Source organism: Actinoplanes sp. NPDC026623 (assembly GCF_040638275.1).
Lineage (GTDB): Bacteria > Actinomycetota > Actinomycetes > Mycobacteriales > Micromonosporaceae > Actinoplanes.
The window spans coordinates 92,845-99,735 of sequence record NZ_JBEZXZ010000008.1 but is presented as its reverse complement, the minus strand read 5'-3'; the positions used below and the strand labels follow the sequence as shown (position 1 = coordinate 99,735).

General features: G+C 70.6%; 9 protein-coding genes. 2 read left to right on the top strand and 7 right to left on the bottom strand.

The window, feature by feature from the left end; genetic code table 11:
* Positions 1-131 precede the first annotated feature (131 nt).
* Entirely contained in the window at positions 132-863 is a 732-nt protein-coding gene (locus AB0F10_RS04405) for a lysophospholipid acyltransferase family protein (RefSeq protein WP_360620386.1), read from the bottom strand.
* 116 nt (positions 864-979) lie between these two features.
* Here AB0F10_RS04405 and AB0F10_RS04400 point away from each other — a divergent pair, with 116 nt between their 5' ends.
* Entirely contained in the window at positions 980-1,159 is a 180-nt protein-coding gene (locus tag AB0F10_RS04400; RefSeq protein WP_360620374.1) for a hypothetical protein, read from the top strand.
* A gap of 34 nt (positions 1,160-1,193) precedes the next feature.
* Complete coding sequence (locus AB0F10_RS04395) at positions 1,194-2,081, top strand: hypothetical protein (RefSeq protein WP_360620373.1); 888 nt, start codon at positions 1,194-1,196, stop codon at positions 2,079-2,081.
* Here AB0F10_RS04395 and AB0F10_RS04390 read toward each other — a convergent pair.
* The 6 genes from AB0F10_RS04390 to AB0F10_RS04365 all read right to left on the bottom strand — a co-directional run bounded on the left by AB0F10_RS04390 (position 2,078) and on the right by AB0F10_RS04365 (position 6,866).
* A complete protein-coding gene (locus AB0F10_RS04390) occupies positions 2,078-3,007 on the bottom strand; it encodes an ABC transporter permease (RefSeq protein ID WP_360620372.1) in 930 nt (309 codons plus the stop codon). The two genes, AB0F10_RS04395 and AB0F10_RS04390, sit on opposite strands and share 4 nt — an antisense overlap.
* Positions 2,997-3,779, bottom strand: a complete 783-nt coding sequence (locus AB0F10_RS04385; protein ID WP_360620371.1) for an ABC transporter ATP-binding protein — start codon at positions 3,777-3,779, stop codon at positions 2,997-2,999. Before AB0F10_RS04385 ends, AB0F10_RS04390 begins: the two co-directional genes overlap by 11 nt.
* A 56-nt stretch (positions 3,780-3,835) precedes the next feature.
* Positions 3,836-4,900: an ABC transporter substrate-binding protein gene (locus AB0F10_RS04380; RefSeq protein WP_360620370.1), complete on the bottom strand. Its 1,065-nt coding sequence runs from the start codon at positions 4,898-4,900 to the stop codon at positions 3,836-3,838.
* A gap of 8 nt (positions 4,901-4,908) precedes the next feature.
* Positions 4,909-5,340 (bottom strand): Rrf2 family transcriptional regulator, encoded by a 432-nt coding sequence (locus AB0F10_RS04375; protein ID WP_360620369.1) that lies wholly within the window; start codon positions 5,338-5,340, stop codon positions 4,909-4,911.
* A 244-nt stretch (positions 5,341-5,584) separates the two neighbouring features.
* Positions 5,585-6,349 carry a polysaccharide deacetylase family protein gene (locus AB0F10_RS04370; protein ID WP_360620368.1) on the bottom strand — a complete coding sequence of 255 codons (765 nt, stop codon included), beginning with the start codon at positions 6,347-6,349 and terminating at the stop codon, positions 5,585-5,587.
* A gap of 145 nt (positions 6,350-6,494) precedes the next feature.
* Positions 6,495-6,866 (bottom strand): hypothetical protein, encoded by a 372-nt coding sequence (locus AB0F10_RS04365; RefSeq protein ID WP_360620367.1) that lies wholly within the window; start codon positions 6,864-6,866, stop codon positions 6,495-6,497.
* Between the last annotated feature and the right edge of the window lie 25 nt (positions 6,867-6,891).

Sequence of the window (6,891 nt, the reverse complement as noted above, 5' to 3'; positions counted from 1 at the left end):
TCGGGGAACCGGCGCCGTTGACGTTTCCGGCCCGGCTGTCCGGCCCGGGCGTCCCCGACCCGTTCGGCGGGACGCCCGGCCGGTCGCCCGGCCTCGTTGCCTGCCGATCCCGGCCGCCGCGCCGCCCGGGGTCAGGCCCCTGCCGAGGCGGCGTCGCCGACCTCCTCCGGCCGCGGTGCTGTGCCGCCGAGGTGCGCCGGCAGCCACCAGGTGTCGTCCGGCCCCGAGGGCTGCTCGGGATAGGCCCGCTGCGCCGAGTCCAGAAGCTCGCTGAGCCGCTTGCGCAGCGCGACCGTCGTCGCCTCGGCCGTGCCGCCCGGTGCCGCCTCGATCGGCGCGCCGATCGCGATGATGACCGGGACGTGGCGCTTCGTCAGCTCCTTCTTGCGGCCCTTGGTCCAGAGCCGGTGCGGCCCCCACACCGCCATCGGGATCAGGGGCACCGAGGCGGCCGCGGCGAGCCGCGCGGCGCCCGATTTCAGCCCCTTGACCGTGAACGACTCGCTGATCGTCGCCTCCGGGAAGACGCCGACCACCTCGCCGTCACGCAGCGCGGTCTCGGCCTCCTGGAATGCGGCGGTGCCGGCCTTGCGATTCACCGGAATATGGTGCATTCCGCGCATCAGCGGACCGCTGATCTTGTGGGTGAAAACCGACTCCTTGGCCATGAAACGGACCAGCCGCTTGGCCGGCTGGGCGCCGAGACCGCAGAAGATGAAATCGAGATAGCTGACATGGTTGCTCGCCAGCACCGCCCCGCCGCTGGCGGGGATGTGCTCCGCTCCTTGGACCTGAATCCGCAGGTCGAGCGCGCGGAACATCACCTTGGCAGCGCCGATGACGGGGGGATAAACGATTTCCATCGGGTCACGGTACCGGGGGTTCGGGCAGGCGTGGCAGTGAGCATGCAACCGATTTGGCTCTCGCGGCGTCTTAGAGATGACTGCGCCGAAAATCGGCACTCCCTGGGAGGCTCCGCATGCAGACCGTGTCCGCCCGGCGTGAGCTGGGATTCGTGGTCGCGCTGGCGGTTCTCGGGCTGGGCCTGGTGCTGATCGTCGCTTTTGCACCCTGGTACGCGCCCGACGGCGCCAGCGACGCCGGTGCGACAGTCGTGCAGACCTATGAGCCGCGGGCCGGGGCCGTGCTCGGGCGGTGACCCGTGACGCGCATCGGTGGTGTTCACTGGTGTGATGTCCGAGCGCACCCCGACACCTGTCGCCTGGTCGCGGCCGGGTGGCCCGTGGGGTTCGGGCACCGTGACCGCTCCGGGCGTGCCCCCGCTGGTCCCGCCGCCGCCCGCCGCGCCGGAGTCGCCGGGCGCGGACGGCCCGCGCCGTCGCCGCCGCCAGATGCTGATCTTCGGTGGCATCGCCGGCGCGATCCTCGCGATCGGCCTGACCATCATCATGATCGTCGTGCTGACCTCGGACGGTAGCCCGTTCGGCGGCAAGGCCTCGTCCGTTGCCGACCTGCGGCCGCCGCTGGCCAAGATGTGCCCGCCGCCCACCGTGCCGCCCAGCGCCGCCCCGGTCGCGCCGCCGAGCGCGGCGCCGCCGGCCACCGGCGAGCGGACGATCGACAAGGAATCGGGCATCTCCTACAAGAAGTACGGCAGCCCCTGGCTCACCTGGAACGCGACGTGGCGGGCCGGCACGCTCGAGGTGCCCTACCGGGTCGGCCAGCACTTCGTCACCGAGCAGTACAGCGGCGGTTCCTACCACGCCTCGATCCTGTCGGCGGCGGTCCCGGCGACGGACAACGACGCGGTGACGCTCGACCTCGAGTGCGTCGGCCGGCAGGTGGCCGCGGACGTGCGCGCGGAGTATTACCCGCAGCCCAACACGATGGATCCGCTGCGCGACGAGCTGACCCGGCTCGGCGGGCGGCCCGCCTGGGTGAGCGAGTTCCGGCTGCACTTCGCGGCCGCCGGCCTGACCGCCACCGACGAGCTTTCGGCGGTGGCGGTCATCGACGTCGGCAAGCCGACCGCGGCGGTGCTCTACGTGTCGATCCCCGGCACGCACAAGCAGTTCGACTACGTGATCGACGACGTCCTGAAGTCGGTCCGGCCGCTCTAGCTTCCGGTCAGGCCCCAGCGCTTGCGCAGGGCGTTGTCGGCGGCGTTGAAGAGCACGTCGATCAGGATGCCGATCACCAGCACCACGATGATGAACGAGATCACCAGGCTGGACTCGCTGAGGTCGCGCGCCTGCTGCATGCGTACGCCGATGGAGAGCGCGCCCGGCACGATGACCAGCAGCTCGCCCGCCATCAGGCTGCGCCAGGAGAAGGCCCAGCCCTGCTTGAGGCCGGAGATGAACGACGGCAGCGACGCCGGCAGGATCAGGTAGCGGTACTTGGCGAAGCCCTTCATGCCCAGCACCTGCCCGACCCGCAGCCAGGTCCGCGGCACGTAGTCGATGCCGCTGATCAGGCCGTTGGCCACCGACGGCGCGGCGCCGATGACGACCACGAACATGATCGCGCTCTCGCTGATCTGGAAGAGCAGGATCGCGAGCGGGAACCACATGATCGAGGGCATGGTCTGCAGGCCGGTGATCAGCGAGCCGATCGCCGCACGCAGCGGCGCGAAGCGGGAGACCGCGGCGCCGATGACGGTGCCGATCAGCACCGCGAGCCCGAAGCCGGTCACGGCCCGGATCATGGTCAGGCGCACGCCCTCCCAGAAGTCGCCGGTCGTGATCAGCGTGCCGATCTCGCCGAATACCGTGGCCGGGCCGGCCAGCACGTAGCCGGGCTTCCACTGTGCCCAGACCACGGACTGCCAGGCCAGCACGACGATCGCGATCGCCAGCATCTTGGGCCAGGCGCTGCGCCAGATCCGGCGGCCGAGCGCGCCCTTCTCCGTGCGCCCGCCGAGCTCGAGGGCGTCGAGTCCGGTGATCCGGTCCGCCGCGGCGGTGTCCCGCTCGACGATCGGCGGAGCGGGGTCCTCGGTGAGGCCTTCGAGGCCGGCGCGGGCCGACGGGTACTTAATAGGCATGGCGGGCGACCTCCGCGCGGAGCCGGTCGGTGATCTCGGCCGCCTGGCCGGAGACCTCGGGGGAGTCGATGCGCCGGGGGCGCTCGTGCTTGATGGCGAAGTCCTCGATGACCCGGCCGGGCCGGCTGCTGAGCAGGATGACCCGGTCGCCGAGCCGGACCGCCTCGCGCACGTTGTGGGTGACGAACAGGACCGTGAGTTCCTGCTCGCGCCAGATCCGCTCGAGCTCGTCGTGCAGGATGTCGCGGGTCATCGCGTCCAGGGCGCCGAACGGCTCGTCCATCAGCAGGATGTCGGCGTTCTGGGCCAGCGCGCGGGCGAGCGCCACCCGCTGGCGCATGCCACCGGAGAGCTCGTGCGGCCGCTTGTGGCCGAAGTCCTTGAGGCGCACGACATCGAGCAGCTCCTCGGCGCGCTTGCGCCGCTCGGCCTTGCCGACGCCGCGCAGGCGCATCGGCAGCTCCACGTTGCCGGCGACCGACAGCCAGGGGAACAGGGCCGCCTCCTGGAACATCAGCGAGACGTGCCGGCCGCCGGTGTCGAGGGTGCCGCCGCTGATCTGGTCGAGGCCGGCGACCAGCGAGAGCAGCGTGCTCTTGCCGCAGCCGGAGGCGCCGAGCAGACACACGAATTCGCCCTTGGCCACGGTCAGGGAGACCCGGTCCAGGGCGAGCAGGGCGTTGCCGCCGGTGCCGTACTGCTTGGAGACGCCGTCGAGGCGGACGACCGCGTCCCGGTCGGTCCGGGTGTCCGTGGCTTCCAGAATGCTCATGGGAACTCCCAGGTGCGGCCGGCCGGGCCCGCGTGACGGGCCCGGCCGGGTACGGATCAGGAGGATGCGGCGGCGTCGCTGAGCCCGGGCTGCCCGTCGGCCTTGAGCAGCTCGTTGAGCGGGCCGAGGTCGTAGATGCCCTTGAGGTCGACCGGCTTGAGCAGGCCGACGTCCTGTGCGTGCTGCGCGCTGGTGTACAGCGACGAGGCGATCGGGTCGGCGGTGAAGGTCAGGTTCTTGAACGCGGCGGTCAGGATCTCGTCCTTGAGCGGCTTGCCGGACAGGGCGGCGAGCTGCTCGTTCGCGGCCTTCTGCGCGCCCGCGTTGTCGGTCTTGATGACCTTGAGTGCGGCGAGGTGACCCTGCAGCAGCTTCTTCACCGTCACCGGGTACTTCTTCAGGAACTCCTGCTTGACGATCAGGTGGGTGGTGACGAACTGGCCGTTCGGCCACAGCGTCTTCTCGTCGACCAGCAGCTTGCCCTTGGACTCGATGATCATCCGGCTCAGGTTGGGCTCGGGCACCCAGGCGCCGTCGATCGCGCCCTGTGCGAACGCCTGCAGCGCGGTCGCGTTGTCCTGCGGCAGCACCGAGACGTCGCCGCCGCCCTGCTGGTCGGCGTTGAGGCCGTTCGACTTCAGCCAGGCGCGCAGCGCGACGTCCTGGGTGTTGCCGAGCTGCGGGGTGGCGAGCTTCTTGCCCTTGAGGTCGGCCGGGGTGTTGATGCCCTGCCGGACGACCAGGCCGGCGCCGCCGGAGGTGCTGCCCGCGATGATCTTCAGCGCGGTGCCCTTGGAGGTGGCCCAGCCGTTGATGGCCGGGTTCGGGCCGATGTAGGTCGCGTCGACCGCGCCGGAGAAGAGCGCCTCGATCGCGGCCGGGCCGGCGTTGAAGGTCTTCGGCTCCAGCTTGGTGCTGCCCAGCGCCTGCTGGAACAGGCCGTTCTTGACCCCGATCAGGGCCGGCGCGTGGGTGATGTTCGGGAAGTAGCCGAGCCGGATCGCTGCGGCCTCGCCCGACGCGGAGGCGGTGTCGTCGCTCTTGCCGCAGGCGGCGAGGGAGGTGGCGGAGAGCAGGGCTGTGGCGGCTAGGGCAAGCACACGGAGGGTGCGGGAGCTCATGCTCACTCCTATTTCGTGGTCAACGTGGTGGTGGGGGTAATCGCGGAAACGGTGAGTTCGGCAAGCGTGCGGTGGTTGACGACGCCCTTTATGGCCTCTTCCACCGCGAGCCAGACGTCCTTGAGGCCGGTGGCGACACCGTGATAGGTCATGGTCGAGGTGGGCAGCCCCCGGACCGTGGTGAGTGCGCCGCCGACGGCGCGGACCACATCGCCGACGGTGATGTCCTCGGCCGGCCGGGCCAGGGCGTACCCGCCGTCGACGCCCCGGTGGCTGTGCAGCAGGCCGGCGCGGCGCAGGTCGAGCAGGATGCCCTGGAGAAAGCTGAGCGGGATGTCCTGCGCCCCGGCCAGGGTCGCGGCCTTGACCAGGCGGGGGTGGTCGGCGGTGACCGCCAGCATGGCCCGGACTGCGTAGTCGGTGCGTGCCGAGACGTACATCGGGAATGCCCTCTCGGTCCGGTGCGGCTCGATCTCTGTCTTCTCTATCTGATAGATGGGAATAGTGGACGAGGTGGGTTGGCGCCGTCAACCCTGGACCGCATGGTGAGAAGGCGGCGTCACCCGATGTGGGGGACCCGGATTTGGCCACGTCCGACCGGAAAGGGGCCGTGAACTGCGGGGATGTGCGCGCGGGGCGCGGGGTGTCCCGCGGCTGCCGTGACGGGCGACGTGCCCTGTTGACCTAGTTGGTCGGTAGGGCTACGAGGTTGTGGTTCTGTGCCAGCCAGGGCAGGATCGTCTCGTACGCGGCGATCGTGTGCGGCTTCAGATTGTCGTGCGACAGGATGATCGAACCCGGCTTGGTGTTCCGCTTCACGATGTCGAACATCCGGTTGCGCATCGTCGCGCCGGTGCCGTAATCGGCGGTGAGGTAACACTGGTCGTCGACGTTCCAGGACAGCGGCGTCATGCCCAGCCTCGCGGCGAAGTCACCCAGCCGCGGCGAGAAGTTGCCGTACGGCGCCCGGAAATACTTGATCTTCGCGTTCGGGGCGGCCTTGTGCAGTTGCTCGTTGGTGGCCTCGAGGTCCCGGAACGCGTACGCGTCGTCGCGCTCGCGCAGGTCCTGCAGGTGCTGCCAGGAGTGGTTGCAGAGGGTGTGCCCCTCAGCGGCGATCCGCGCGACCAGCGCCTTGTTGTCGCGCACCCGGTGCCCGACCAGGCAGAACGTCGCCTTCACGCCGTATTTCTTCAGCAGGTCGAGCAGCTTGGGCGTGTTCACGGGGTCGGGGCCGTCGTCGAAGGTCAGCGCCACGGACTGCGTCCCGGTGGTCCGCTGGATCCAGTTCTGCCGCACGGCCGCCGAGGGCCGGGGCGGTGCCGTCGCACCCCGGGCGGCGGCCGCGGGGATCACGGGCGTGGTCTGAGCGTAGGAGACGCCGACGCCGGCCGCGGTCAGCAGCGAGAAGCCGAGGAACACCGCGAGCACGGAACGAGGCCGGCGCATGACTCTCCTTGATCGATGAGCCTTTTCCACGTGGCCCGGGCGGCAGCGCCCGGCGCAGGTCCACGGCCGGACACCCCCGGCCCGTGGCCAGGTGAAAATGGGCCAGCGGAGAGTAGCGCCTCGGGGCGTGCCGTGTCGTCCCGCGTCAGGCGGCGGACAGGGTCCAGGTCATCGCGGCCTCGATCAGCGCCTTCGCGTCGGCCTCGTCGCCCTCGAACATCCGCAGCGCCCGCGCCGGTATGCCACCCTCGGGGTCGAGCTCGCGGAGCCAGGCGGCCGCCATGGCGCTTCGATTGGCCGTCTCGAAGACGCTGACCACGGCCGCCGCGACCGCGAGCCGGCGGCGGATCAGCCGGCCGGGCGGGTGCGGGGCCGCGAACCAGGACTCGAACTCGCGGACCGAGCCGGCACCGGCGACGTACGCGGTGAGCTCCGGTCCCAGCGTGGTGACGCAGAGATCCGCATCGTCGTTGACGGGATTCGTGAATACGGGACGATCCAGAATCGCGGCGGTCATACCGGAACGCTACCGCCCGCGGGCC

Coding starts and splice junctions, on each gene's coding strand:
- AB0F10_RS04365 (WP_360620367.1), bottom strand. CDS start 6,866: ATGACCGCCGCGATTCTGGATCGTCCCGTATTCACGAATCCCGTCAAC.
- AB0F10_RS04390 (WP_360620372.1), bottom strand. CDS start 3,007: ATGCCTATTAAGTACCCGTCGGCCCGCGCCGGCCTCGAAGGCCTCACC.
- AB0F10_RS04380 (WP_360620370.1), bottom strand. CDS start 4,900: ATGAGCTCCCGCACCCTCCGTGTGCTTGCCCTAGCCGCCACAGCCCTG.
- AB0F10_RS04405 (WP_360620386.1), bottom strand. CDS start 863: ATGGAAATCGTTTATCCCCCCGTCATCGGCGCTGCCAAGGTGATGTTC.
- AB0F10_RS04395 (WP_360620373.1), top strand. CDS start 1,194: ATGTCCGAGCGCACCCCGACACCTGTCGCCTGGTCGCGGCCGGGTGGC.
- AB0F10_RS04370 (WP_360620368.1), bottom strand. CDS start 6,349: ATGCGCCGGCCTCGTTCCGTGCTCGCGGTGTTCCTCGGCTTCTCGCTG.
- AB0F10_RS04400 (WP_360620374.1), top strand. CDS start 980: ATGCAGACCGTGTCCGCCCGGCGTGAGCTGGGATTCGTGGTCGCGCTG.
- AB0F10_RS04385 (WP_360620371.1), bottom strand. CDS start 3,779: ATGAGCATTCTGGAAGCCACGGACACCCGGACCGACCGGGACGCGGTC.
- AB0F10_RS04375 (WP_360620369.1), bottom strand. CDS start 5,340: ATGTACGTCTCGGCACGCACCGACTACGCAGTCCGGGCCATGCTGGCG.